Raw genomic sequence first — 23,026 nt, forward strand, 5'->3', positions numbered from 1 at the left:
TGCCGATTCAGGATCATCCACTGATGCAAAGCATCCAGCAGTGGTTTTGATTTCTCCTGGCGTATTCGCCTTCGTTCATCGGGAAGCAGTTCTTTGACTTCGCGCTCAATGTCGTAAACCCTGGCGAGTTGCTCCAGCGCACTGTGCGCAATCTGGCTCTTGTTGCTGGCATGCAGGTCAAAGAACTTGCGCCGGGCATGGGCCAGGCATCCGACTTCGGTCACACCCTGGGCCATCAGTTGCTTATAGCCACTGAAGTCGTCACAGACCAGGCTACCGCGCCAGTCACCCAAAAAGACCTTGGCATTCTCCCCGGCACGACTTTCGCAAAAGTCATAGACCACCGCCCGGGTATCCTCGAAGGCACCGGCGGCATAGGCCCACAGGTAGCCCATCAGTTTTTTTGGAAATGAAATTTGACCATTGGGTTCGGGCCCAAGTTACATTTGTGGAAATTTCGGTGACCACTGAGTGCCGTTGACAATATTTGCTTTTGACTTGCTCCGTTTTTTCCTGGGGTAGCCAGCAATCGTCTGCAGGGGTGGGCGCACTTTGGTAAGTGCGGCGGCCCGACGCTGTCGGTCGTGACCGGTTGAATCCGCCGTCGATTGCCGACGGTCCTGCTTTCACGCTGGTCTGCCCTGAAAACTCAATTCAGCTATTTCCCGTGTGCCGAGAGAAACTCCATCTCAGACACCTCCCGCAGTGCTGATTCCTCAAGAAGAAATGTGTCAACCGCCCGCGGATCAAATTGGGTTCCGGCCATGCGAAGGATTTCCGCCCGTGCTGTTTCGAAAGGAAGTGCCTTACGATACGGGCGATCAAAGGTCATCGCATCAAGGGTGTCGATGACGGCAAAGAGCCTCGCCGCCAAAGGAATTGTTTCACCCTTAAGTCCTGCAGGGTAACCTGATCCGTCAAACCGCTCCTCGTGACACAGAACAATATCTGCTGCCATCGACAGGAACGGGAGTTTTTCCAAGATGAGGTGCCCATTGCGTGGATGCTCTTGCATGATCAGCCATTCCTCATCGGACAATTTGCCGGGCTTCAAGAGCACCGCATCAGGTACACCGATTTTTCCGATGTCATGGAGCAAGCTGCCCCAATACACCTCCTGAAGATCTTCAACTCTTTGATAGTGATGTCTTGCCAGCAAAAGAGTATGGGCCGCCACACGTTTCGAATGCAGGCCAGTCTCTTTTTCCCTTAAATCCAGCGCCTCGGCAATCGCTTCGACGAACAATTCATACGGGTGTCCGCCCCAACCGCCAAGACGTTTGCGGGAATCGAGCAGGCAATTCTCACAGGTGTGATGGTCGCCGGATCGCAAATACAGGCGACCATGGGAAACAGCGCCGCATTCTGAACACGCGGCAGAAAAGCTTTCAGGAACAGGAGTGTGAAACGGTTTTCTTTCCATGTTCTTCTGAGCACCCAACCAGTGTTTGGGTTCCAATTGTTGTTGAAACAGTGTCGTCTTGTTGAACGCGACTTATGGAAAACATCATCCACCCGTGCGCGAGATTGAATGACATCGACTTAAAGAGAATCAATTTGTATCAGAGCGCTTTATGTTCCATACCGCACAGACCTTGCCTGCCGCGAGCAGCAAAATGCCAATCAGCGCTCATTGTCACATCGTACAGTTGATGAGAGCCGAATATGAACACCAACAAAGACTCCTTCACAGACCTCGCTCAACTCGGCAAACTTAACGAAAAGGTTTTGAAAATATTTGCGCGGAATCAGGAAGCGAGCGAGGACGTGACATCAGAAGTCGACGACACGGCACCACGTTCCCAGAGCACGGTCATTGGCGACGAAGCAGAGCCCAAAACGACCGGAGTCCCGCCGCCAACAGTAGGAACACACACTTTCGTTGGAGGGGGTGAATCGTCTTTGCCAGCTGAGTGAATTTGATCGCGACCCATCGTGCGCGCGCGCGGCTCATGGAATCGATCATGACTGCGCGCCTGACTTTGGCGTATCTTTTGGCATCGGCAATGTCAGCGTAAACACCGCACCGCCTTGTGGCCGGTTGGCGGCGCTGAGCTGGCCGCCGTGTTGCTCAACCAGGCCGTAGCTGATCGACAGACCCAGACCGGTGCCTTTGCCCACGCTCTTGGTGGTAAAAAAAGGATCAAAGACGCGCGACAAATGTTCAGGTGCAATGCCCGGGCCGTTGTCGGCAAAGCACAGACGCACTTGTCCGCCATCTTGCTGCAGGCTGATGCGCAATTGCGGCGCAGTGGCGTCGTCTGTGCTGGCGGCGTCCGAAGCGTTCTGGATCAGGTTCATCACCACCTGCAGCAACTGCCCGGCGTTGCCGGTGACAAAACAATCGGGGCCACGCGTCCAGACCATCTCGAACCGGGGTGACGTGCCTTTTTTGACCCACAGCATGGCGCGCTCCACCACCGCGTTGAGTTCCACCTGCGTCACGTCCTCGTGCGCCGCGGTGGCAAAGCGCTTGAGGCCGTTGACGATGTCGGTGGTGCGCTGGGCGCCCTCTAACGTGCCCGCCATCAGCGAAGGCAGGTCGTCCACCAAGTGGTCGATACGCAGCTCAGCGCGCAGCGCCTGCACCGGCGCGGGCAGGTCAAGCTGGTGCAGCGCCTGCAGGTAGCGGCTCAGGCGGGCGCCGTAGCGTTGCAGCACATGCACATTGCCCAGCACGAAGCTGATCGGGTTGTTGAGCTCGTGTGCCACGCCAGCCACCAGCCGACCCAGCGAGGCCATTTTTTCCGAATGCAGCAGTTGCGCCTGCGCATTTTTCAAGGCCTCGTGCGCCTGGCGCAACTGCTGGTAGGCGCGCTTGAGCTCTCCCAAGGGGCGTCCCACCAGCACCCGGCCGACCTGGCGACCGGCGCTGTTGTGCCGTGGGGTGCAATTGAAGTCCACCGCGACCACCTCACCGTTGGCGCTGCGCAGATTGATCTCCACCACCGCAGCGTCACGCGAGGCCGACTGGTACATCGCCAACTGCCAGCGCTGCACACTTTGTTCGTCGGCCAGCAAGTCGAGCACCGGCGTGCCGCGCAGCGCCTGCTCGCTCAGACCCACCAGCTCGCACAAAGCTGCATTGGTTTCCTCGATCATGCCGTTCTGATTGCAGGCGATCAGCACATCGCTCATGGCCGATAGCAGGCTGAAGATGAATTGCTGCGACTGTTCAAGCTGCGCGTTCTTCTCCTCCAGCTCGATCTCATCGGTTACCAGCTTGGAATAGACCTCGTCCATCTTGTGAATGACGTCCAGCCAGGTCGCCTCGTCCATGCCTTCGAGGGCACCGACGGGCAAATGGTGCAGCGGTGACGGTTGTGGCACAGGCATGGGTCTCAATGCACCGTGCAGACCATGCACGGATCAAACGAACGCACGATGTGCTGCACCGCCACACTCTGGCCACCGGCGCCCTCAATGGCGTCGTCAAGCGCTGCGCCCACCAGCGCGGCTTCCAGTGCGCCCGGCGTGCCCGCCGCATCGCGCGGCGAAAAGTTCCAACTGGTGGGTGCCACGATCTGGTAATGCGCAATACGCCCGTTCTCGATGCGCAGCCAATGCCCGAGTGCACCGCGTGCCGCCTCGGTCAGCCCGAGGCCTTGCGCCTGCTCGGGCAGCGCCTGCACCGCATGAAACGGCGCGTGTGGCTGCAAGGCCAGCAGCCACTGTTCCATCAGCGGCACGATGCGGGCCATCTCCAGCAAGCGCGCCAGCACCCGGGTATAGACCGTGCCGCCATGCGCCAACACGGCGGCACGGATCAAGGGCTGGCCGTCCACCAGTTGCCGCGCAATGGCGCCGGTCTCAACCACCTGGCCCCCCAAGCGCGGCGCCTTGTTCCAGCTGTAGGCGCCCGGCTTGTCCGGCTCGGGTTGGGTCAGGCCCGCCATCGGGTGCAGGGCTGGCGCGCTGGCGTTTTCAGCGTACCAGGCGTGGCGCGCGTCTTCGCTGATCTGCGTCGGGTCGAGTGGCAGGCCTTGCTGCAGGGCGGCGTCCCAAACCCCGCGCGCCAAGGCGTGACCACCCTCAAACCGGGCGTAGGCGCCGTAGCTGAGGTAGCGGCCCGGTCCCGGCCCCAAATTGGCCAACTGGGTCGCGTCGGCCAAGTCAAGAAACAGCGCCATGTCGCTGCCCGCAGCATGCGCGCGCCAGCGCTGCAAGGCGGCCAGGCTGTCAAGCGTTGCCACTTCTTCCAGCGCTGTGCCAAACAGCGTTTGCTCCAGAAAGGCGCGCATCTCGCGCACCCGCGCCAGCAGGCGAATGCGCTCGGTGGCCTCGATCGCGCGTGACGTGCCCCCCGGCAGCACGGCGCCGGTGTGCGGCCATTTGCCGCCCAGCGTGCCGATCAGCTCAAACCAGCGCGCGCGCGCCGCCAGTGCCGCGCGGCTGCGCAGACCGCCGTTGGAGGTGCTGCCACCCAGCGCTGCGAAGCGCCGCTCGGCTTCCCGAAACCAGGGCCGGGCGGCATACACCGCGCGCGTGAAATCAGGCATGAAGAACAGATAAAAATGCGTCAGGTGATCGGCAAAGTTCTCGCACGCCAGCATCAAGTTGATGGCGTGCACGCCGTTGGGCGGCACTACCACGCCTGACGCATCGGCCAGCGCCTTGGCTGCTGCCACCGACTGAGAGACCGAGCAAATGCCGCAAATACGCGGCGCGATGCTCAAAGCATCCATCGGGTCACGGCCATTCAGGATGAGCTCGAAACCACGGAACATCGGGGCGTTGACGCGGGCCTCGGTGACCCGGCCATCGGTGACTTCTAGCTGGACTTCGAGGTCACCCTCGACGCGGTTAAAAGGGCCAAGAATCAGGCGGGTCATGGGCAGGTCTGCGCTTAGCGCAGCCCCGTCTTGCGAGCCACTGGCGGCAGCACCACGTGGTCGCTGTGCGAATTGACCTTGACGCGCCGGGGCGTGGCGCTTTTGGACAAGGAAGCCAGCGCCACAAACCAGGCCTTGGGCATGTCCACCGGCAGGCCGATCGGGATGCCCGCCAGCTTCGGGGTGATGTGAAACGGATGACCGGGGCTTTGAAAACCCGGCGCGGTGCAGTTGATGCAGGCAAAGCCGCCGCGCAGGCAGGAACCATCACCGTTCCAGAGCCGGGTGTTGCAGTCGGCGTGCGCCTGCGTGCCCTTGCAACCCATGTTTTCCATCAGGCAACCCAGGTCGGTGGGCTTGGCCGCACTGGCCTTGTATTCGTAATACTCGTTGCGGGTGCAGGCGTGGTGCACCAGTTGGTCGGCATAAAAACGCGGCCGCCCCAAGGGGTCAAGGTCCTCTTCGGTCAATTGATCGGCGGCCAGCATCATCAGCGTGTCGAGTACCCAGCCGGGGTGGGTCGGGCAACCCGCGATGTTGATCACCGGCAGCCCAGCTCCAGCCCGAAAGTCGGCACCCAGAAGGCCGCCTGGTTGATCATCTTCATACTGCAACCCGCAGGCATCGGTCGGGTTGCTGCCCGCGGTCGTGATGCCGCCCCAGGCCGCGCAACTACCGACCGCCACCACATGCGCGGCCACGCCGGCGAGCCGGCGCACCCAATCGGTCATCGCGACGCCGGTGCCAGCCAGCCTATGGAAACGCCCCGTACCCTGCGGGCCGCGCAGCAGCGCCCCTTCAATACACAGTGCGTCCAGCCGCAACTGGCCTGCCAGGCAGCGCTCCAGCAGTTGGATCAAGTCCTGCTCGCCCGCCAGCGACAGCGCGGGATGCCACAGTAGTGAGATGCCATTGCTGCGCAAGAGGGCCGGGAAGTCGGTCGTATCGGCGCACAGCAGCGACATGCTGCAGCCCCCGCAACCGCCAGCTTGCAACCACAACACGTTCAGTGCCATGTGATCTCCAGTTTCACGCATCGTTAGTCCCCCGCTGCCAAGAGTCTATACCGGGCCGGCCGGCCGTGACATGCTTTGTGGTGCCGCGCGAACGAATCGCGGCCGGCGATCGACCTGCAAAAAAAATTTATGACAAACGGGCCGCTAGCCCTTATGCAATATGCGTGATGCGCTATCAATTTCAGTTGATGGCGATCATGGCATAGCCCCGGTTCTGGTAGCCAATGAGTGAGTTGAGGACATTGGCAACCAGCCTGGCGTCTGGGATCAAGCCCGCAGGATCGACCCGGTAGACCCGCATGGCGACCGCACAGACTTCAATGCGCACACCTTTTCGTGTCAACTCCGCGAGCAGCTCACGCGCATCGTCATCAAGCGCGGTGGCCGTCAGCAGTCTGACGCCCGGGCCACGGAAGGCGAGCAGCATGTTCGGCTTGACCCCTTGCGCGACCAGGCCGTCAAAAGTCTCGTTGAAAAGCTGCAGATTGAAAACCAGTTTTTCGAGGTCTGGCACCCGTACATCAAAGATGACCTTGGCCGCCGTCAACCCGGCCAGCGCCTCGCGGTCGTTGGGCGTCTCTGCGGCGTGCAGCGCCGGGGAACAAGCCAGCATGAATAACACCATGGACATCAAAAGTCGTGTGAGCATCCCGGTTCTCCTGGTCATTCAGTCATCGCACCATCGATCCGGCTGCAATATGCCACAAATACGCTGCTGCTTGAATAAGCAATACAAGGTATTCTTCGCCATGGCAATCCGAATTCCGAAGATTGATGCAGCACGTTGTTCAGGATGTGGAAGGTGCATTGCCGCCTGTCATCTCCGGCTGTTCGCCTTCGAAACACACGAGTGGAAAAAAACCTCCGTGCTGCACGACAGCGAGCGCTGTAGCGGTTGCGGAAAATGCGCTGCGAATTGCGCCATCGACGCGATTACCATGGATCAGAATCCTGTCAGCGCCAACCCGCCACCCGCTGAGCCCGCATGCCCCGCTGCTGTGCGGTTTATACCTGTTTGATTGTGCAGACCACACAAGGGTCAAAGGCCGCCGCCAGTGTGCTGGCGGCTAGCGTGTCGCTGGCTGGCAAGGCCGCCAGGGCGCGCGCCAGTGCCCCGTCGGGATGGAAATTCCACTCCGTGGGTGCCACCACCCGGTAGTCCTGTACCGCGCCTTGGGCATCGAGTTGCACCCAGTGCAGCAGCAGGCCGCGTGCCATTTCGCACCAGGCCAGGGCCTGGCCGGGGCCCAGCTTCATGGCCCCGGTGGCCAACAGCGCGACCCGGCCCAGACTTTGGGTTGGCGCAGAAGCAGCCGCGATGTCGATCAGTTCCAGCCAGCGCGTGCTCAAGCGCGTCCAGGCGCTGTGTGGCGCTGTCGCTTGAGTCTGCCGGTGGCACAAGCGCGTCCAGGGACCATTCTCAAAGCATTGGCCCAGCCACGTTGGCTGCTGCGCAAAGTCAGGCTGATCGACCAGGGTTTGCGCCAACTGACGCAATTGGGAATTCTGAAGGACCACATCCGCATCGAGCACATTCAGGCCGCGCAGCTCGGGTCGCAATGAATGCGCCACCGGCTGCCAATGGGCCAGGCAACGGGCCGGCGGCAGGCGCGCCGCCTGCGCCTGGCACCAGTGCGCCAAGGCGTCGGGGTGACGGTGGGCGCTCAGCCAGCTTGACACCGGTTGCTGCAAGACGCGCTGCTCCAGCCACATGCGCAAAGCGTCCAGCGCCGCGCCCGCTGCCGCCGCATCCAGCCGCGTGGCGGTGGCCAGCGGCAGGGGACAGTCACGCAGCCAGTCCAGCGCCGGGCCCTCGGCCCACAGGCTGGGCAGGCGCTGCGGCCAGTCGAGTGCGATGCTGCGCAGGTGATCCCGCGCGGTCTCGACCCACAGCAACAGCGGTGGTGGACTGGGCGGCGCGGCCCCTGCCTCGCCCTGTGCGGCGGCCAAGGCCAGTTCGGCGCTGCGGCGATGGGCATGGGCGCACAGCGTGAACACACTGCTCAACGTGCGGCCGACCTGCTCGCCGCGCTGGCCGCGCAGCAAACGCCCGAGTTGCCCGGCGCCCAGCACCGGGCGCTGGCCGACAATGCTGCGCGGCGTGCCCGGGCACAGTTGGTACTGCCCGCTGAGCGTATCCCAAGGGGCAGCAGTCGCGGTCGCGGGTGCAGGCGCTGTCACTGTTGTTTTCCTTTCTGTCGCTGAGGCGAACTCGGTCTAGGCCGTGCGGCATGGCGTAGGGCAGTTTAGCTGGCGTCCAGCCTGCTGCAGGTCAACGCGCTGGATGCGGAGTCGCTACTTACAATGGCCCGCTCAACGCTTCATTGTCTACTCCCACAACGTCATGGCGCCCTCAACTCCCCGCCTTTCGCCGTGTCTTTCTGGCGCCGCGCGGTCACGGCGCACCGGATGAATCCAGCCGCCAGCTCACCTTTTGGCGAACGTCGCTACAACGCCTGGAACGACCATGTGAAGGCGCGTCATGGCGGGCGGGTGCAGAAAGTGTCGGTACTGGCGGGCTTCACCTGCCCGAATCGCGACGGTCTGGTCGGCACCGGGGGTTGCACGTTTTGCAACAACGCCAGCTTTACGCCGGGCTACCTGCACCGGCGCCAGAGCATCACCGAACAGATCGACGCCGGGCTGGAATTCTTGCACCGGCGCTATCCCGGCACGCAGCGCTACATCGCTTATTTTCAGAGTTACAGCAACACCTACGGCGAATTCGAGCGGCTGCGCGCCTGCTACGCCGAGGCGCTGGCCCATCCGCAAATCTGCGGGCTGACCATCGGCACCCGCCCCGACTGCCTGCCCGATGTGGTGCTGGACTACCTTGCCGAGCTCGCGGGTCACGCCATCGTTGAACTTGAAATCGGTGTCGAGTCCTGCAACGACGCGGCGCTGGTGCGGGTCAATCGCGGCCACGATTTTGCCGCCAGCGTCGATGCGATCCAGCGGGCGGCGGCGCGCGGACTGGAAGTCACCGCCCACGTCATGCTCGGTCTGCCGGGCGAATCCCACGCCAGCATGCTGGACGGCGCGCGCCAGCTTTCGGCGCTGCCGATCCATGCGCTGAAACTGCATCAGCTGCAGCTGGTGCGCGGCACCGCGCTGGCGCGCGAATGGCAGCGCAATCCCGAGGCCGTGCCGCTGCTCGATGAACAGGCCTGCATCAGTCTGCTGGTCGATTTCATCGAGCGCTTGTCGCCGGCGATCCTGCTGCAGCGCGTCGGCAGCGAAGTGCCGCCGTCACTCAAACTCGCGCCGCAGTGGAACCTGCGCCTGTCCGAACTGGCCCCGCGCCTGACCGCTGAACTGGCCCGGCGCTCAAGCTGGCAGGGCTGCCGCTACCTGGCGACCACGTCCGCCGGAGCCTGAATATGCTATCATAATAATAGCTATTAACGCTTTATCTACGGGGGCTACAGCGTCAAAACACCACAAACCAGGCAGGTATCACGACACGCTGCGCTTGGGCAGCGCCCGGTGGCAGGGAGGCTTGAATGCGGGACCACTTGGGGCCGTGTGGTCAACATGAGGATGGGCAGTTCAATAGGTAAAACCATCTAGCAGCCTGCCCTATCACCCCAATTGCGGCGGGGTCACTCTGAACCTATCGTCGTGGCACACCTTGAACCGAGGAATGTTGCCATGAAAATCGATCCAATCAGCCCCGCCGACTTGCTCGCGTCTTCTTCGAGACGCGCGTTTCTGCGCGGGATTCCCGTCGTCACCGTGGGCGCCGTCAGCCTGCCAGCGGCTGCCCTTGCCGCGCCGTCCGGCGCGCATTGGGGCATGCTCGTTGATGTGCGCAAGTGCATCGGCTGCCAGGCCTGCACCATCGCCTGCATCAACGAAAACGATGTGCCCGAGGGCAGCTTTCGCACCATCGTCTCCACTTACAGCGTCAAGCAGAACGAGCAGGCCGGCCAACCGGCTGGCACCTACGTGCTGCCGCGTCTGTGCAATCACTGCGACAACCCGCCGTGCGTGCCGGTCTGCCCGGTCGGCGCCACCTTCAAACGCGCGGACGGCCTAGTCCTGGTCGACGGTGACCGCTGCGTCGGCTGCGGCTACTGCGTGCTGGCCTGCCCTTACGACGCCCGCTTCATCAACCACCAGACCGGCAAGGCTGACAAATGCACCTTCTGCGGCCACCGCCTGGAGGCCGGGCTGCTGCCGGCCTGCGTCGAAACCTGCGTCGGCGGCGCGCGGATCTTTGGCGACCTGAACGATCCCAAGGGTGAATTGCGGTTGCGCATGAACGCCGCCAGCGAGCAACTGAAAGTGCTCAAGCCCGAGCTGGGCACGAAGCCCAATGTCTATTACATCGGCCTGGACGAGCGCTTCCAGGGCAAGGTTGAAGGCCAGGGCGCGCTGTGGCAATCCAAAACTCAGGGAGTCTGATCATGAACCCGACCATCGTTGAAACCGTCAATGTCGTTCGTGACGTTGCCTGGCTGCCGTGGGCAGTGCAGTACTTCTTTCTCATCGGCCTGTCCTATGGCGCCTTTGTGGTCTCTCTGCCGGGCATCGTCTGGCGCCGCAGCGGCTGGATCGGGATTTCGCGCGTCGCCCTGCTGGTCGCGTTGATCTGCGGCCTGAGCGCGCCGGTTGCGCTGCTGGCCGACTTGCATCAGCCGGGCCGCTCCTATCACTTCTACCTGCATTTCACGCCGTCCTCCTGGATGTCCTGGGGCTCCTTCTTCATTCCCGTCTATGTGGGCGCCCTGATGCTCTACGCCTGGCTGGCCTGGCGGCCCTTGCTGGCACAGCAGGCGCTGCAGGGTGGCCTGTCGCCGCGCCTGGCGTGGCTGTGCCGGCTGCTGGGTGGCAGCGGATCGCAGAGCCGGGGCGCGCTGCTCGTCGCCGCCGCCCTCGCCTTTGTCGGGGCCTCACTGGTCGCGCTCTACACCGGCATGGAGGTGATGGCGGTGCGGGCGATCCCGCTGTGGCACACGCCCTTGCTGCCGCTGCTGTTCGTGGTCACGGCGCTGGCCGGGGGCATCGGCCTCACGCTGCTGCTCCAGCGCCTGGCGGGTCCGCCGTCAGCCGACGACACCGCACGCTTGTCCCGGGCGCTGGCTTTGAGCCAGGGTGCGGCCCTGGTGATCGGCGCGGTCTGGCTGCTGCTCGGCTTCACCGGCCTGTCGCCGATTCACGCGCAAGCCCTGGCTCAGCTGGCACCGTCTGCGGGCTGGAAAGTGACGGCGGTGTGGGCGGCAGGCAGCACCGCGCTGACGCTGTGGCTGGCCCTGCGCCACCCCGGCAGTGGGCTGCTGATCGGCCTGCTCGCCGTGCACAGCGCGTGGCTGATGCGCTGGACCATCCTGATTGGGGGGCAGCAAGTGCCCAAGACCGGCGCCGGCTTCTACCCGTATCAATTGCCACTGGGCTTTGACGGCCTGCTCGGCATCGTCGGCACCGCTGGCCTGTGGGTGTTCCTGTTCATCGCCATCACTACCCTGCTGCCGCTCACCCGCTTGACCCGCAAGGCCGCGTAAGCGAAAGGAAATCATCATGAAAAACACTCGTCGCCAACTCATCGCCGCCGGGGGGCTCACCGCCTTCACCGTCGGTTTTTCGCAAACCCTGGGCCGCATGGCCGACAAGGTGATGGGCAAGGATGCGCCCAAACACAATGTCTGGGGTAACGCCGCTGCACCGGAATTTACGGTGGATGCGAGCACGGGCCAGCTGCGGCCCAACCCGGCGCAGCAGGTCAGCTACACCGCTTGCCTGGGCTGCACCACCCAGTGCGGTGTGCGCGTGCGCATCGACAAAGCCTCGGGCCGTGTCATCCGCGTCGCCGGCAACCCCTACAGCCCGCTCTCCACCGAACCGCACCTGCCGATGAAGGTCTCCGTCAAGGAAAGCCTGATCGCCATGTCGGGCTTTCAGGATAAAGGCCTCGTCGGCCGCTCGACCGCCTGCGGCCGTGGTAATGCGGTGCTCTCGCAGATCACCTCGCCTTTTCGCGTACTGACGCCGCTCAAGCGCGTCGGCCCGCGCAATTCGGGCAAGTGGGAGCCCATCGCCTTCGATCAATTGATCCGGGAAGTGACCGACGGCGGGGACCTGTTCGGCGAAGGGCCGGTGGCGGGCCTCAAGGCGCTGCGTGATCTGACCACGCCGATTGACCCGGCGCAGCCCGAGCTCGGCGCCAAGGTCAACCAGGTGGCGCTGCTCTCCAGCGTCAATGATGGTCGCGAGGCTTTCGCCCGGCGCTTCTGGAACAGCGCCTACGGCACCCTCAATTTTGTCGGCCACGGCTCCTACTGTGGCGGCGCCTACCGATCCGGCTCCGGCGCCCTGTTCGGCGACATGAAAAAGATGCCGCACGCCAAGCCCGATCTGGCCCACAGCGAGTTCGTCATCTTCATAGGCACAGCGCCGGGCAATGCAGGCAATCCCTTCAAGCGTACCGGCGCCATGCTCGCCAAGGGGCGTAGCGACGGCAAACTCAACTATGTCGTCGTGGACCCGGTGCTGACCAATGCCGACAACCGCGCCGCCGCGGATCGTGGTCGCTGGATTCCGATCCGACCCGGAACCGACAGTGCACTCGCGCTGGGCATGATGCGCTGGATGCTCGACAACGAGCGCATCAACACCGCTTACCTCGCCAACCCCAACCTCACGGTCGCCGAACAGCAGGGCGAGCCGTCCTTCTCCAGTGCCACCTGGCTGGTCGTCACCGAAGCGGGCCACCCGCGTCAGGGACGCTTCCTGCGCGGCTCGGACATCGGGCTGCCGGTTGCCGAAGAAGAGCGCTACAAGGAAAACGATCCCTATCTGGTCCTGGGCGCCGACGGCAAGCCATCCCTGGCCCACCAGGCGAGCGGGCCGGCCTCGCTCGACGCACAGACCAGTCTCACGCTGGGCGACAAGCCGCTTGCCGTGAAAACCGCCTGGCTGCTGCTCAAGGCCTCGATCCAGCAACAGACGATCGCGCAATGCGCCGACGCCTGCGGTATTGCGGCCGCCACCATCAGCGCGCTGGCCGACGAGTTGACGCGGCACGGCAGAAAGGCTTCAGTCATCGCCCATGGCGGCATGATGTCGGGTGCCGGCTTTTACAACGCCTTCTCGGTGATGACGCTCAATCTGCTGATCGGCAACCTGAACTGGAAGGGCGGCCTGGTGATGAATGGCGGGAGCTTCAAGGACAACGGCGAGGGGCCGCGCTACAACCTCGACAGTTTTCCCGGCGCGCTCAAACCGAAAGGCACGCCGCTGGGCCGCAACGCGCCCTACGAGAAAACCAGCGAATTTGCGCGCAAGAAAGCCCAGGGCAAGCCCTACCCGGCGCAGTCGCCGTGGTTCCCCAATGCCCCGGGTCTGGCCACGGAATGGTTCACCGGGGCCATGGACGGCTATCCCTACACCATCAAGGCCCTGATCCTTTGGAGTTCGAACCCGCTCTACGGCATCACCGGCCTGCGGGCGCAGATCGAAACGGACCTCGCCGATCCGAAGAAAATTCCGCTGATCATTTCGGTCGATCCGCTGATCAACGAAAGCAACGCATTCGCCGATTACATCGTGCCCGATTCGCTGATGTACGAAAGCTGGGGCTGGGCCGCGCCGTGGAGCGGTGTGCCGACCAAGACCAGTACCGCGCGCTGGCCAGTGGTCGAGCCAAGGGCCGCGAAGACGCCGGACGGTCAGGCCATAGGCATGGAAACCTTTTTCATCGCGCTGGCCAAAGCCATGGCGCTGCCCGGCTTCGGGCCGCAGGCGATGAGCGACACGCAAGGCCAACCGCTGGCGCTGGAACGCCCGGAGCACTGGTACCTGCGCGGGGGCGCCAACATCGCCTGGCTCGGCAAGGAGCCGGTGCCCGACGCCACTGACGAGGACCTGGCGCTGTCCGGGGTTGACCGCCTGCGCCCCCTGCTCGAAGCCAACCTGAAGCCCGAGGAGTGGCGCAAAGTTGCCTTCTTGTACACCCGTGGCGGACGCTACCAGCCCGCCAAGGAGGCCCAGGACGAAGCCAACCCCGAGTGGCAGACCAACCGTTTCAAGAGTCCGCTCTGGCTGTGGAGCGACATGGTCGGCGGTAGCAAAAACAGCATCACGGGCAAGCGCTTCACGGGCTGTGCCAGCTGGCAAGTACCGGCCTTCGTCGACGGCACGCCCATGCGCAAGATTTACAGCGAGGCCCAGTGGCCGCTGCAGGTGGTCAGCTTCAAGTCGGCGCTGCAAAATTCCTACAGCATCGCGGCCACCCGGCTGACCGGCATCCATGCCAACAACCCGGTTCTGGTGCACCCGGCCGATGCCGCCAGGGCCGGCCTGAAGAGTGGTGACACGGCGACGCTCAGCACGCCGGGCGGTGCCGTCAAAACAACCGTGATCGTGCATGAGGGCGTGATGCAGGGCGTCGTCGCCATCGAGCACGGGTTTGGCCACCGTGAACTGGGCGCCCGTGCCCACCGCATTGGCCAGGAGCAGCAGCCGGACAAGCCGGCACTGCGCGCCGGTATCAACCTCAACGACCTCGGGCTGGCCGACCCCACCCGGCCCGGCAAATCAGTGTGGGTTGACGCCATCGCAGGCACCACGGTACGCAACGGCCTGCCCGCCAGGCTGGGTAGAGCCTGAAAGCGCTTGACCCGGCGTCACCGCAAAACCCTCGGCCGGGGCGAGACGGGGTTTGTGGTGCCCTCAGTCCAATGCCCGTGGGTTGGCACTCAGCATCAGGCGAGCCAATTCGGCCGCGCTGGCGACTTCGACCTTTTCCATGACGTGCTGGCGATGCACGTGCACCGTTTTTTCGCTGATGGCGAGGTCGCGCGCCACCAGTTTGTTCGGCCGTCCAAGCGCGACGAGGCGGGCGACTTCCTGCTCGCGTGGCGACAGGCGGGCCAGCAGCAGTTGCGCGCGCTCGCGCCGTTGTTCCGCGACCCGCTGTTCGCCGCCGTGGCGCACGGCGGCGGCAACCGTATCGAGCAAGGCCTGATCGCGAAACGGTTTTTCGAGAAAATCAAAGGCCCCCTGCTTCATCGCCTGCACCGCGAGTTCAACATCACCGTGACCGGTCATGAACACGACGGCCGGCATCCAACCCCGGGCGTGCAAGGCTTGTTGGAGTTCCAGCCCATTCATGCCGGGCATGCGGATGTCCAGCACCAGACAGCCAAAATCGGAAGGCGGTGTCGGGCAGGCAGCCAGAAAGTCCGCTGCCGAGGCGTGCGCCACAACTGGCCAGCCAAGGGACTCCAGCAGGAAAATGAGCGAACGCCGAAACGCGGCGTCATCGTCGACGACATGGATGACAGGGTTGCGAGCAAGTTCAGGCATGACAAGGTAGTGTGAAGGTGATGACCAGCCCAGGGCCCTCAGTCGGCGCTTGCGCCGAAAGCCGGCCGCCGTGCGCTTCGACGATGGTCGCGCAGATCGACAGGCCAAGTCCCAGTCCGTCAGGCTTGGTCGTGAAGAAAGGCTCGAACAGCTGTTGGCATGCCTCGGGCGTCAGGCCATGCCCAAAATCACGCACGGCGACACGCAGCACATGACCGACCTGATCCAGAACGATGACCAGACGACGCTCGGCCTCCGGCAGTTGCTGCATCGCATCAAGCCCGTTCTTCAACAGGTTCAGCACCACTTGCTGGATTTGCAGGGGATCGACGTCGACCACGTAACTGGCGGTCGTACCCTCTTCAACCTCAATCTTGGGCCGACTCGACAGCATGCCCAAAAACAGGGTGACTGCCTCGCGCACCAGCTCGGGCAAGGCGCGGCGTTCGCGTAAGGCCGTACGCTTGCGGGCAAAACTGCGGACGCGTCCCAGAATGCCCGCTGCCCGCTCGGCCTGGCCGGCAATTTCGATGCTGGCCTCGCGCACCGCCGCATCCGTGAGCCGGCCGTTGTCAACACGCAGCATCAGGCTCTGTGCGTAATTGCCAATGCTCGCCAGTGGCTGGTTGATTTCATGCGCCAGCGTGCCAGACAACTCACCGAGTATCGACAGTCGGGACAGATGCTCAATCTGTTCCTGGTGGGCGAGCATTCGCCTTTCAATCGCCTCGCGCTCATCCAGTGCCCGACGCAGTTCAGCCGTGCGCGACTGCACCAGATGCTCAGCCCGCACGGTGTGAATAATCCAGGCCGCCAACAACGTGGCCAACACAAGACCTGCCGGCCAATAACGCACGACCGTTGCGCGCAGCGTGCTTTCCTGCAGGTAGCTGTAGGGGCCGGTCCGCAGTTCGCGAAACAACTCATGGACCGACTGGTAATCGGCTGGCACGGTCCACGACATGCCCTCGGGTGTTGGCGGCATGGCGAGCAAGGCCGTGGCGACTGATTTGGCCAGTGCGGGCGGCGTGCTGCGCAAGGTCGCAATGGGCCAGTCCGGATAGAGGCGGGTCGAAGTCTGGCAAGGAAAATCGGGCTCGAAGCGTGGCGACAGCACGCGAAATTTCGATCGGGTTTGTGGCGCAAGACTCTCAATCATGCAGGCCCGAACAATGCCCGCGTCAGTGCGCCCCTCGGACACGGCCTGTGTCAATTTACTCATCGGCAAGCCGACGAAGTCGAGGGTCGAGAAATCCGTAAAAGGATCCATGCCCAACTGCGCAAACTCCCGCCACGCCAACTGGAAACCGCCAAAAGCGTCCTCTCCAACGGCCATCACCCGCTTGCCTGCCAGGTCGGCCAAGGATCTCAAGTCTTTGCGCTCGGCCAGCACAATCACGGTCGATCCGACCGCGCGCAGGGGAGAAGGCGCCTGCGCGGTATCGAGCGTGGCAATCCGGCTGATGCCAAATTCCATTTCAAGCGCGACATAACTGCCAGGATTGGTGATGACGAAATCGACTGAAGAGGCTGCCACCGCCGCGCGCAGGGCGGCATGATCGAGTTGAACAAGAACCGGCTTGTAACCTGGAAGCGAAGTGGCGAGATGGTCGAGCAAAGGTTCCCACTGGCTGCTCATCACGTCGGCATCGAGAAAGGCCAGCAGACCAATGCGCACCGTGCGGGGCTCGGCGGACGCAGCCAGCGTCGGGCCGACGAAAATCATCAGCAGAAGAAAGACACAACGATGAAAAAAACACATGGTGACAGACGGCGGGTAGGGCCAGCAATAGTGCATTTTCGCTATTAATAAAATAGCTACAAGCGCTTTATCTACGGGGGCTACAGCCTAAAAACCCATATAACTCCCGTTAGCGCCCGCCAATTGACACCTTGCCAAACACCGTCTGCGCCTCGCGCGGCAGGCAGCGCCAGTAGACCGGATTGGCCACCACCTCACCGCCCAGGGCGGCAGCGGCGTGCCAGCCCCAACGCGGCTCATACAAAAAGGCCCGCGCCAGTGCGATCAGGTCGGCGTCACCGGCCTGCAAAATCGCCTCGGCCTGCTGGGCCTCGGTGATCAAACCAACGGCGGTGGTGACCATGCCGCTGGCGGCACGAACAGCCCGCGCCATGGCCACCTGATAGCCCGCCCCCAAAGCGATCTTTTGCTGGGGCGAGACACCGCCGGAGGAGACGTGGATGAAGTCACAACCGAGCGCCTTCAGCCGTTTCGCGAACTCCGTACTTTGCGCCACATCCCAGCCGCCCTCGACCCAGTCCGAGGCCGAGACGCGCAGGCCCAGCACGCCGTCAAAGGCGGCGCGCACGGCGGCAAATACCTCCAGCGGAAAGCGGATGCGGTTCTCGAAACTGCCGCCATAGGCGTCGCTGCGCTGGTTCGCCAGCGGCGACAAGAACTCATGCAGCAAATAACCGTGGGCGCCGTGAATCTCCACAGCCTCCAGCCCGATGCGCGCGGCGCGCTGGGCAGCGGCCACAAACGCGTCACGGATCTGCGCCATCTGCGCCAGCGTCAACTCGGTGGGCGGGGGCTCGCTGGGCAACTGCGGCAAGGCCGAAGGTCCAAAAGTCTCCCAGCCGCCTTGCGTGGCGGGCAGCAGTTGGCCACCTTGCCACGGCACCGCGCTGGACGCTTTGCGCCCGGCGTGCGCCAGTTGGATGCACACGGGCAAGGGTGGCGCGAGCTGGCGCGCCCGCTGCAGCCGGTCGGCCAGCGCGGCCTCGGTGCGCGCATCCCACAGCCCCAGGCAGTTGGGGGTGATGCGGCCTTCGGGCAGCACGGCCGTGGCCTCGATGGTGAACATCGCCGCGCCACTGTTGAATAAATTGCCCCAGTGCATCAGATGCCAGTCGCTGGCCTCACCGTTGTGGGCCGAGTACTGGCACATGGGCGCGACCACGATGCGGTTGGATAAGGTCAGGCCACCGCGTGGCGAGGGCAGATGCAGGGGAGAAAACAGCAGGCTCATGGTGCTCATTCCAGAGTTGATGGGTAGCCCAAAGCATAGCCCAGGCCGGGCGTGTTTTTCAGCCCGGTAAAATCCATGGTTTCCCCTCACCCCACACACTCCCGGAGTTGCCACCCATGGCTGATACAGAACAAGCGCAAGCACCACAAACAATCAGCGCCAGCCGCGCTGAGATGGCCAACGCGATCCGCGCGCTGGCGATGGACGCGGTGCAGGCCGCCAACTCGGGCCACCCCGGCGCGCCCATGGGCATGGCGGACATGGCGGTGGCTTTGTGGGGTCAGCACCTTAAACACAATCCCGCCAATCCCCACTGGTTTGACCGCGACCGTTTCGTACTCTCCAACGGACACGCCTCCATGTTGTTGTACTCGGTGCTGCATCTGACCGGCTACAAGCTGCCCATCGCCGAGCTGAAAAAATTTCGCCAGTTTGGTTCCAAAACGCCCGGCCACCCCGAAGTGGGGGTGACCCCCGGCGTGGAAACCACCACCGGTCCGCTCGGCCAGGGCATCACCAATGCGGTGGGCATGGCGCTGGCAGAGAAACTGCTGGCCAAAGAGTTCAATCGCGAAGGTCACGACGTCGTCAGCCACAACACCTTCACCTTCCTGGGCGACGGCTGCCTGATGGAGGGCATCAGCCACGAAGCGGCCGCCCTCGCTGGCGCCTGGAAGCTCAACAAGCTGATCGCCCTGTACGACGACAACGGCATCTCGATTGATGGCCCGGTGGCACCCTGGTTTATCGACAATACCGCGCTGCGTTTTGTGGCCTACGGCTGGAACGTGCTCGGCCCCATCGACGGTCACGACGCTGACCTGGTCGCCAAAACCATTGCGGACGCCAAAACGTCGGCTGACAAGCCCACGCTGATCATCTGCAAGACCGCCATCGGGCAGGGCAGCCCCAATCGCGCCAATACCGCCAAGGCCCACGGCGAGCCACTGGGTGCGGAAGAAATCCTGCTGACCCGCGCTGCGCTGGGCTGGTCCCACAAGCCTTTCAGCATTCCCCAAGACGTGTATGCCGCGTGGGATGCCAAGGCCGCCGGCGCCGCTGCCGAGGCGGCCTGGAACGACAGGTTTGCCGCCTACAAAGCGGCCTTCCCCGACCTGGCGAAAGAGCTGGTGCGCCGCATGAAGGGTGAGCTGCCGAAGAACTTTGCCCAGGTCGCGGTCAATACCGCCGTGGCGGCCCACACCAAGGCAGAAACCGTGGCCTCGCGCAAAGCCTCGCAACTGGCACTGGAGTCCTTCACTGCTGCGCTGCCGGAATTGCTCGGTGGCTCCGCCGACCTGACCGGCTCGAACCTGACCAACACCAAGAGCACGCCAAATTTGCGTTTTGACTTTACCGGTGGCGTGGTGCAGACGCCGGACGCCAACGGCGTGATGGTGGGTGGGCGCCACATCAACTACGGCGTGCGCGAGTTCGGCATGGCCGCCATCATGAACGGCATTGCGCTGCATGGCGGCTTCATCCCCTACGGCGGCACCTTTTTGACCTTTAGCGACTACAGCCGCAACGCCATCCGCATGGCTGCGCTGATGAAACTGCGCGTGGTGCATGTGTTCACGCATGACAGCATTGGTCTGGGTGAAGACGGCCCGACGCACCAGTCGATCGAACACGCGGCATCGTTGCGCCTGATCCCGAACCTGGATGTCTGGCGCCCCGGTGACACGGCCGAAACCGCCGTCGCCTGGGCTGTGGCCTTGCAGAACAAAAGCAAGCCCACCGCGCTGCTGCTGAGCCGCCAGAACATCCACTACGCGCCCAAGGCCGGTCTGGGTGACATCAGCAAGGGCGCCTACATACTGGCCGAGCCGTCTGAGGTGGGCCTGAAGAAGAAGACCCAGGCGGTGCTCATCGCCACCGGCTCCGAGGTGCAACTGGCACTCAAGGCGCAGGAGTTGCTAGCTAGCAGAAAAATAGCGGTACGCGTCGTCTCCATGCCGAGTACCACCACATTCGACCAACAAAGTGCGGCCTACAAAGCAGCCGTGCTGCCCGCAGGCATACCGCGCATCGCGGTCGAAATGGGCGTCTCCGCCGGCTGGTGGAAATATGGCTGCGCGGCGGTGGTCGGCATCGACAGCTACGGTGAATCCGCACCCGCGCCGGTGTTGTTCCAGCATTTCGGCTTTACCCCCGAAAATGTGGCGGACACGGTGGAAAAAGTTTTGCGCAAGTAAGCAGGTTTCAAGTTTTAACTAATGGAGAAAATCAAATGACAATCAAGATCGGTATCAACGGCTTTGGCCGTATCGGGCGCATGGTGTTCCGTGCCGCAGTGCAAGACTTCAAGGACATTGAGGTGGTCGGCATCAACGACTTGCTGGAGCCGGCGTACCTGGCTTACATGCTGCAGTTCGACTCGGTGCATGGCCGCTTCAAGGGCGACATCGCCGTCGAAGGCAACAACCTCATCGTCAACGGGAAAAAGATTCGCTTGTCGGCGGTCAAAGACCCGGCTGAGTTGAAGTGGAACGAAGTCGGCGCCGACATCGTGATCGAGGCCACGGGTTTGTTCCTGACCAAGGAAGCGGCGCAAAAACACATCACCGCGGGCGCCAAAAAAGTCATCATGTCGGCACCCAGCAAGGACGACACTCCGATGTTTGTCTATGGTGTGAACGACAGCAAATACGCGGGTGAACCGATCATCAGCAATGCCAGTTGCACCACCAACTGCCTGGCACCGGTGGCCAAGATCCTGAACGACAACTGGGGCATCAAGCGCGGCCTGATGACCACCGTGCATGCTGCCACGGCAACGCAAAAAACCGTCGACAGCCCGTCCAACAAAGACTGGCGCGGCGGCCGCGGCATTCTGGAAAACATCATCCCCAGCAGCACCGGCGCGGCCAAGGCGGTGGGCGTGGTGATTCCCGAGCTGAACAAGAAGCTCACCGGCATGTCGTTTCGCGTGCCGACCTCCGACGTGTCGGTGGTGGACTTGACCGTGGAGCTGAACAAACCCGCCACTTACGCAGAAATCTGCGCCGCCATGAAGGCTGCATCCCTGGGTGCCATGAAGGGCGTGCTGGGCTACACCGAAGACAAAGTGGTGTCCACCGACTTCCGTGGCGAGAGCTGCACCTCGACCTTTGATGCCGACGCCGGCATCGCGCTCGACAGCACCTTTGTCAAGGTGGTGAGCTGGTATGACAACGAATGGGGCTATTCGAGCAAGTGCCTGGAGATGGCGCGCGTGGTCTCCAAGTAAGCGGGTCTTCGCTGCCCATAAATAGTTAACGCGCCTTCGGGCGCGTTTTTTATGAACCGCGCATCAAGGCGCCACGATGATCATCCATCCCACGCCGAAGCGGTCGGCCACCATGCCGAAGGATGAGGCAAAAAAGGTCTTGGCCAGCGGCATCTGCACCTGTCCGCCCTCGCCCAAGGCGCTGAACAGTCGCTGGGCCTCGGCGTCGGTCGGGGCCGACAGCGACAGCGAAAACCCCTGGACCACCGGGCTACCCGTGGCCCGTCCGTCGGACGCCATCAGCGTTGTCTCGCCAATGGTGAAGCTCGCGTGCATCACTTTGTCGTCCGAGCCGAGCGGGAACATGCCGGGAGGCTGCGGCTCCGGGTTTTCCTTGAAGCGCATCAGCATCGTCACCTTGGCGCCCAGGGTAGTGCGGTAAAACTCAAGCGCCTCTTCGCAGCGGCCTTCAAAGAATAAGTAGGGCTGAACTTGCATGGCCATCTCCTTTTTCAGTGGTTAATCAAATACTCCCCCCTTAAGGCTTGAGCGTGAGTGCGGCCCGAGACGATTTCAGGTCACTCAGGTCCTGGCGGCGAACATCGCGTCGCAACGCAACGTTGCTGCGTCTCATCGTTCGGATGGCGACATGGGCTGGCGGATGATGGTCTTCCATTTCGCCGGATCGGCTTTGCTGATGTCGCTCAAATAGATTTCGTGGTGCTTGCCGTGCCGCTTGCGCCCGCTGGCCTGGATGAAATGATGCAACTTTTCTATCGCAGGCCCTTCTTCGCTGAATGGGCCAATGTGTAGGATCTGCGCGCAACGGCCTTCGGTGTAAGCCTCAAAGCGCAGCCTGGAAATGGCCGCCGGGTTCTTCTTCCTGGCCACTGCGGCGATGGCGGTGTCCACCATCTCCCGCGTGATGAAAGGCGGCTGCGCGATCATCGCTGTCCACAGCCAGTTGCTTTTGTCGTCGGGGCTGAACTTGCTCATGTCCTTCGCCCACCACAAGCCTTCCAGTGGCATCACGCCGTAGTCGATGGCGAGCGCCCCTTTCTTGACCATGAACTTGAGGCTGTAGGCCGTTGCAAACAGGGCAGCGACCGCATCGGCGTATTCCTGCGAGGTGTTCGGGTCGCCCTGGCCGTCCACCATCAGGTAGTTCATGGCTGGGACTTCCACTTGCACCACCTCCCGGGCGGAAGCCTGGTACAGGTGCTTGAGTTCCTTTTTCCAATCGAGTTTTTCCATGGGTGTCTCCAAGGGTTGCAGCGAGCATGGTGTCAGCCCAGGCGGTCGAGGGCGACGTGCCATGACTGTTGAGGCTTTTACGCTTGGCGGGTCTGAAGCGACTGGCGTTAATTCTCCGCAATCGACTTTAAATTTGCAGGCCCCATCTCGAAGTCCTTGTCTCCCACAAGTGAAAGTCGTTGATCAGCGGATAGATATTCTCAGATGCTGCCTTGAAACTGGCGCGCCTGTTGCGGTGGTGCTGCGCGAAGCGACCCGGCGCGGAATTTCTCGCCTGGTCGGCCGTGCACGGCCTGGCCATGCTGGTTATTGACGGCCCGCTGGGCAGCGTCGTCGGCCCGCAGATGCAGCAGATTGGGCAGCGCTTGCTGGCTATGGTGGAGAAGGGGCTGTAACCAGTTGCCCGTGCCCCCA

19 protein-coding genes and 2 pseudogenes are annotated in these 23,026 nt (G+C 62.9%); 9 read left to right on the forward strand and 12 right to left on the reverse strand.

Annotated elements, in window-relative coordinates; translation table 11 throughout:
• Both WA157_RS09710 and WA157_RS09715 read right to left on the reverse strand, forming a co-directional pair.
• Nucleotides 1–389, reverse strand: a pseudogene (locus tag WA157_RS09710) (IS66 family transposase); the annotation flags it as partial.
• 269 nt (nt 390–658) lie between these two features.
• Nucleotides 659–1,459 (reverse strand): HD-GYP domain-containing protein, encoded by an 801-nt coding sequence (locus WA157_RS09715; RefSeq protein ID WP_422620750.1) that lies wholly within the window; start codon nt 1,457–1,459, stop codon nt 659–661.
• A gap of 206 nt (nt 1,460–1,665) precedes the next feature.
• Here WA157_RS09715 and WA157_RS09720 point away from each other — a divergent pair, with 206 nt between their 5' ends.
• Nucleotides 1,666–1,917, forward strand: a complete 252-nt coding sequence (locus WA157_RS09720) for a hypothetical protein (protein ID WP_422620751.1) — start codon at nt 1,666–1,668, stop codon at nt 1,915–1,917.
• A gap of 45 nt (nt 1,918–1,962) precedes the next feature.
• Here the strand turns inward: WA157_RS09720 and WA157_RS09725 are convergent, their stop codons facing one another.
• The 4 genes from WA157_RS09725 to WA157_RS09740 form a co-directional block, all read right to left on the reverse strand.
• Nucleotides 1,963–3,336: a PAS domain-containing sensor histidine kinase gene (locus WA157_RS09725; RefSeq protein WP_422620752.1), complete on the reverse strand. Its 1,374-nt coding sequence runs from the start codon at nt 3,334–3,336 to the stop codon at nt 1,963–1,965.
• A gap of 5 nt (nt 3,337–3,341) precedes the next feature.
• Nucleotides 3,342–4,832: a nickel-dependent hydrogenase large subunit gene (locus tag WA157_RS09730; RefSeq protein WP_422620753.1), complete on the reverse strand. Its 1,491-nt coding sequence runs from the start codon at nt 4,830–4,832 to the stop codon at nt 3,342–3,344.
• Between the two features lie 14 nt (nt 4,833–4,846).
• Entirely contained in the window at nt 4,847–5,848 is a 1,002-nt protein-coding gene (locus WA157_RS09735) for a HupU protein (RefSeq protein ID WP_422620754.1), read from the reverse strand.
• A gap of 181 nt (nt 5,849–6,029) precedes the next feature.
• A complete protein-coding gene (locus WA157_RS09740) occupies nt 6,030–6,497 on the reverse strand; it encodes a DsrE family protein (RefSeq protein ID WP_422620755.1) in 468 nt (155 codons plus the stop codon).
• Between the two features lie 100 nt (nt 6,498–6,597).
• On the opposite strand from WA157_RS09740, the gene WA157_RS09745 reads away from it, so the two are divergent.
• A complete protein-coding gene (locus WA157_RS09745) occupies nt 6,598–6,867 on the forward strand; it encodes an ATP-binding protein (RefSeq protein ID WP_422620802.1) in 270 nt (89 codons plus the stop codon).
• On the opposite strand, the gene WA157_RS09750 is transcribed toward WA157_RS09745, so the two are convergent.
• Nucleotides 6,854–8,029: a nickel-dependent hydrogenase large subunit gene (locus WA157_RS09750; RefSeq protein ID WP_422620756.1), complete on the reverse strand. Its 1,176-nt coding sequence runs from the start codon at nt 8,027–8,029 to the stop codon at nt 6,854–6,856. The two genes, WA157_RS09745 and WA157_RS09750, sit on opposite strands and share 14 nt — an antisense overlap.
• 192 nt (nt 8,030–8,221) lie before the next feature.
• On the opposite strand from WA157_RS09750, the gene WA157_RS09755 reads away from it, so the two are divergent.
• From WA157_RS09755 to WA157_RS09770, 4 genes are all read left to right on the forward strand, one after another.
• Entirely contained in the window at nt 8,222–9,226 is a 1,005-nt protein-coding gene (locus WA157_RS09755; RefSeq protein ID WP_422620757.1) for a TIGR01212 family radical SAM protein, read from the forward strand.
• A gap of 273 nt (nt 9,227–9,499) precedes the next feature.
• Nucleotides 9,500–10,255: a sulfate reduction electron transfer complex DsrMKJOP subunit DsrO gene (dsrO, locus tag WA157_RS09760; protein WP_422620758.1), complete on the forward strand. Its 756-nt coding sequence runs from the start codon at nt 9,500–9,502 to the stop codon at nt 10,253–10,255.
• Nucleotides 10,256–10,257: 2 nt separating this feature from the next.
• On the forward strand, nt 10,258–11,352 hold the full coding sequence (gene nrfD / locus WA157_RS09765; RefSeq protein WP_422620759.1) for an NrfD/PsrC family molybdoenzyme membrane anchor subunit: 1,095 nt from the start codon (nt 10,258–10,260) through the stop codon (nt 11,350–11,352).
• A gap of 16 nt (nt 11,353–11,368) precedes the next feature.
• Entirely contained in the window at nt 11,369–14,455 is a 3,087-nt protein-coding gene (locus WA157_RS09770) for a molybdopterin dinucleotide binding domain-containing protein (RefSeq protein WP_422620760.1), read from the forward strand.
• Between the two features lie 63 nt (nt 14,456–14,518).
• Here WA157_RS09770 and WA157_RS09775 read toward each other — a convergent pair whose 3' ends face one another.
• The 3 genes from WA157_RS09775 to WA157_RS09785 all read right to left on the reverse strand — a co-directional run bounded on the left by WA157_RS09775 (nt 14,519) and on the right by WA157_RS09785 (nt 18,147).
• A complete protein-coding gene (locus WA157_RS09775) occupies nt 14,519–15,154 on the reverse strand; it encodes a response regulator transcription factor (protein WP_422620761.1) in 636 nt (211 codons plus the stop codon).
• Nucleotides 15,147–16,916, reverse strand: coding sequence for a sensor histidine kinase (locus WA157_RS09780; protein WP_422620762.1), 1,770 nt, complete (start codon nt 16,914–16,916; stop codon nt 15,147–15,149). The genes WA157_RS09775 and WA157_RS09780 overlap by 8 nt, the downstream gene beginning before the upstream one ends.
• A gap of 109 nt (nt 16,917–17,025) precedes the next feature.
• The gene (locus WA157_RS09785; RefSeq protein ID WP_422620763.1) at nt 17,026–18,147 is read right to left on the reverse strand and encodes an NADH:flavin oxidoreductase/NADH oxidase; all 1,122 of its coding nucleotides are present in this window, start codon (nt 18,145–18,147) and stop codon (nt 17,026–17,028) included.
• A gap of 116 nt (nt 18,148–18,263) precedes the next feature.
• Between WA157_RS09785 and tkt the strand changes: the two genes are divergently transcribed.
• On the forward strand, nt 18,264–20,345 hold the full coding sequence (tkt, locus tag WA157_RS09790; protein ID WP_422620764.1) for a transketolase: 2,082 nt from the start codon (nt 18,264–18,266) through the stop codon (nt 20,343–20,345).
• Between the two features lie 35 nt (nt 20,346–20,380).
• On the forward strand, nt 20,381–21,379 hold the full coding sequence (gene gap, locus WA157_RS09795; RefSeq protein WP_422620765.1) for a type I glyceraldehyde-3-phosphate dehydrogenase: 999 nt from the start codon (nt 20,381–20,383) through the stop codon (nt 21,377–21,379).
• A gap of 63 nt (nt 21,380–21,442) precedes the next feature.
• Here the strand turns inward: gap and WA157_RS09800 are convergent, their stop codons facing one another.
• Both WA157_RS09800 and WA157_RS09805 read right to left on the reverse strand, forming a co-directional pair.
• A complete protein-coding gene (locus tag WA157_RS09800; RefSeq protein WP_422620766.1) occupies nt 21,443–21,856 on the reverse strand; it encodes a VOC family protein in 414 nt (137 codons plus the stop codon).
• A 132-nt stretch (nt 21,857–21,988) separates the two neighbouring features.
• Complete coding sequence (locus WA157_RS09805; protein WP_422620767.1) at nt 21,989–22,612, reverse strand: GyrI-like domain-containing protein; 624 nt, start codon at nt 22,610–22,612, stop codon at nt 21,989–21,991.
• Between the two features lie 248 nt (nt 22,613–22,860).
• On the opposite strand from WA157_RS09805, the pseudogene WA157_RS09810 reads away from it, so the two are divergent.
• A pseudogene (locus WA157_RS09810) lies at nt 22,861–23,007 on the forward strand (TetR family transcriptional regulator); the annotation flags it as partial.
• Between the last annotated feature and the right edge of the window lie 19 nt (nt 23,008–23,026).

This window comes from Rhodoferax ferrireducens (assembly GCF_049302455.1).
In the GTDB taxonomy this organism is placed as follows: domain Bacteria; phylum Pseudomonadota; class Gammaproteobacteria; order Burkholderiales; family Burkholderiaceae_C; genus Rhodoferax; species Rhodoferax ferrireducens_B.

Bases quoted from the DNA above. Each gene is read 5' to 3' on its own strand.
- WA157_RS09720 (WP_422620751.1), top strand. From the start codon at position 1,666: ATGAACACCAACAAAGACTCCTTCACAGACCTCGCTCAACTCGGCAAA.
- WA157_RS09725 (WP_422620752.1), bottom strand. From the start codon at position 3,336: ATGCCTGTGCCACAACCGTCACCGCTGCACCATTTGCCCGTCGGTGCC.
- WA157_RS09730 (WP_422620753.1), bottom strand. From the start codon at position 4,832: ATGACCCGCCTGATTCTTGGCCCTTTTAACCGCGTCGAGGGTGACCTC.
- WA157_RS09735 (WP_422620754.1), bottom strand. From the start codon at position 5,848: ATGGCACTGAACGTGTTGTGGTTGCAAGCTGGCGGTTGCGGGGGCTGC.
- WA157_RS09740 (WP_422620755.1), bottom strand. From the start codon at position 6,497: ATGCTCACACGACTTTTGATGTCCATGGTGTTATTCATGCTGGCTTGT.
- WA157_RS09745 (WP_422620802.1), top strand. From the start codon at position 6,598: ATGGCAATCCGAATTCCGAAGATTGATGCAGCACGTTGTTCAGGATGT.
- dsrO (WP_422620758.1), top strand. From the start codon at position 9,500: ATGAAAATCGATCCAATCAGCCCCGCCGACTTGCTCGCGTCTTCTTCG.
- nrfD (WP_422620759.1), top strand. From the start codon at position 10,258: ATGAACCCGACCATCGTTGAAACCGTCAATGTCGTTCGTGACGTTGCC.
- WA157_RS09770 (WP_422620760.1), top strand. From the start codon at position 11,369: ATGAAAAACACTCGTCGCCAACTCATCGCCGCCGGGGGGCTCACCGCC.
- WA157_RS09775 (WP_422620761.1), bottom strand. From the start codon at position 15,154: ATGCCTGAACTTGCTCGCAACCCTGTCATCCATGTCGTCGACGATGAC.
- WA157_RS09780 (WP_422620762.1), bottom strand. From the start codon at position 16,916: ATGTGTTTTTTTCATCGTTGTGTCTTTCTTCTGCTGATGATTTTCGTC.
- WA157_RS09785 (WP_422620763.1), bottom strand. From the start codon at position 18,147: ATGAGCCTGCTGTTTTCTCCCCTGCATCTGCCCTCGCCACGCGGTGGC.
- tkt (WP_422620764.1), top strand. From the start codon at position 18,264: ATGGCTGATACAGAACAAGCGCAAGCACCACAAACAATCAGCGCCAGC.
- gap (WP_422620765.1), top strand. From the start codon at position 20,381: ATGACAATCAAGATCGGTATCAACGGCTTTGGCCGTATCGGGCGCATG.
- WA157_RS09800 (WP_422620766.1), bottom strand. From the start codon at position 21,856: ATGCAAGTTCAGCCCTACTTATTCTTTGAAGGCCGCTGCGAAGAGGCG.
- WA157_RS09805 (WP_422620767.1), bottom strand. From the start codon at position 22,612: ATGGAAAAACTCGATTGGAAAAAGGAACTCAAGCACCTGTACCAGGCT.